Origin of the sequence: uncultured Acetatifactor sp. (genome assembly GCF_948601915.1) — a bacterium.
Lineage (GTDB): Bacteria > Bacillota > Clostridia > Lachnospirales > Lachnospiraceae > Acetatifactor.
Genome location: NZ_CAPDXS010000083.1, coordinates 21,794 through 23,972 on the forward strand (window position 1 = coordinate 21,794; position 2,179 = coordinate 23,972).

Annotated in this window: 3 protein-coding genes; all 3 read left to right on the forward strand. The window is 38.7% G+C overall.

Annotated elements, in window-relative coordinates; genetic code table 11:
• Window positions 1–55: 55 nt before the first annotated feature.
• Entirely contained in the window at window positions 56–511 is a 456-nt protein-coding gene (locus Q2B33_RS24265; protein WP_330691384.1) for a hypothetical protein, read from the forward strand.
• Entirely contained in the window at window positions 508–1,338 is an 831-nt protein-coding gene (locus Q2B33_RS14675; RefSeq protein WP_300565668.1) for a glycosyltransferase, read from the forward strand. The genes Q2B33_RS24265 and Q2B33_RS14675 overlap by 4 nt, the downstream gene beginning before the upstream one ends.
• Window positions 1,339–1,349: 11 nt before the next feature.
• Window positions 1,350–2,179 (forward strand): glycosyltransferase (locus tag Q2B33_RS14680; protein ID WP_300791639.1); only part of this gene is annotated, 830 nt, incomplete at its 3' end.

Below are 2,179 nucleotides of genomic sequence, written 5' to 3' on the forward strand. Positions count from 1 at the left end.
TGTCGTTGGCCGTTTCGTTCCTGAGAACAATTACGAGACGATGGTTCGTGAGTTCATGAGGAGCAAGAGCAAAAAGGACTTTGCAATCATTACGAATGTGAATGATAAGTTTTTGGAGGAGCTAGAGAGTAAACTGCATTTTAGAGCCGACAAGAGAATTAAGTTCGTCGGTACGGTGTATGCCCAGGAATTGCTGAAAAAGATTCGAGAAAATGCGTATGCGTATTTTCACGGGCATGAAGTGGGTGGGACGAATCCGAGCCTTTTAGAGGCGCTTGGTAGTACAGAACTGAATCTACTTCTGGATGTGGGATTCAACCGGGAAGTAGGGCAGGAGGCGGCTTTGTACTGGAACAAAGAGGATGGAGACCTAGCAAATCTGATTGACCAAGTAGACGAAATGGATAATCAACAGCGGAGCGAATATGGTCTTAAAGCCAAAGAACGTATTAATAGCGCATATAGCTGGCAGCTTATTGGAGAGAAATATAAGAGAGCGTGGCTGAAATGAAAATTACAGTTGTCATTGTGGTTTGCAACAAGGATTTCAGTCAGTCCTCTGTTTGCGAAAATATCAGGCCAAAGGGAGATATAGACGTAGTTGTAGTTGATAATAGTACTTTAGTAAATCATAACAGAGAGTATTGTGAAAAGAATCAGATTGGCTATTATTCAATGAATGGAAACAAGGGGCTGTCAAAGGCATATAATGCGGCAATTGATATGTTTGCTGAAACAGACGTTATTGTGCTTTTAGATGATGACACAGATGTTACTTCAGATTACTTTGACAATCTTAAGAAAGAATTGGAAAATCGGCAGGATGTAGATATATTTGTTCCAATTATAAAAGGGCAGGACGGAGTCATCTATTCACCGAACAATTACAACTTTCTAAAAAATAAACTTGTAAAATCGCCGATGATAGAAGTAAAACAGAAGAGCTTTAATGCGATTTCGAGTTGCATGGCTATTAGGATGCGAGTATTTGATAATTATAGATACAATGAGAAACTATTTGTTGACGAAATAGATCACTGTTTCTGTAGGGAACAGAGGGAACTCGGACGGAAATTTGGAATTCTTAATGTAGAAATAAACCAGAATTTCCATCAGAGGGGAGAAGGTATCTCTGCGTCATCTGCTTGGAATAGAGTAAAAATTCGAATTGTAGATATATTCCGGCATGCAAGATTGATGGGTGGGGGAAAATATATATTTTGGGCATTCATAAAATGTAACAGTCTTGGTGTTCAAATAGGAAAGAAGAGCAAGTCGCTGAAGGTAATGATTAAATCAGCTTTATTGAGTACTAAACTTATATTTGCAGATAGGTAGGATTAATACGAATGAAATCGGTGATTGTAATTATGTCCACATATAATGGGAGTAGCAATGTGTGTAGGCAACTTGATTCTATTTTTCGCCAAAAAGGTGTTGAAATATCTGTTGTTATACGTGATGATAATAGTAAAGATGACACGGTTGAGGTGCTAAAAAAATACGCAAAAGCCACTGGTAAAAAGATAAAGGTAATAACTGGAATTAACGAGGGATATGCAAAAAGTTTTTGGGATGCATTGCGTATGTCTGGTGAAGCAGACTATTATGCATTCTCTGATCAGGATGATGTATGGAAAGATGATAAACTAATAAAATCCATCACCCCTATAGAAGAAAGTGCATTTGTCGGACCTAAACTTGCATATTGCAGAATGCAGCGTAGCGATAAAAAACTCAACCGGTTGGATGAACAGGTGCGGGTGTTAAGACCTACACAGCTGTCAAAAAAAATATGCCTCACTCAGACATATAATTATGGAGCTGCAACTATTTTCAATGGAGAAGCGAGAGAACTTATTTGTAGATGTTGGCCGGACAGGGGGGATGTACCTCATGATTTGTGGGCAGGTTTACTATGCTATTGGTTTGGCGAAGTGTTCTATGTTGATGAAGAATTATATTATTGGATAAGATATGAGAGCAGTGTTACTGGTGAGGGGACAAAGAAGTCTGGGAAGCTATACAGGTTGAAAGAGAGTTTAAGGAAGAAGTCCTATCCGAATGTGGCAAAATATATTCTTGATTACTATTCTGAATTAGTATTAGATGCAGATAGGTCTTTTTTGAATCCCAGGAGGGTACATTCCCCGATGCTTGCATCGCAACAAACTTTTCC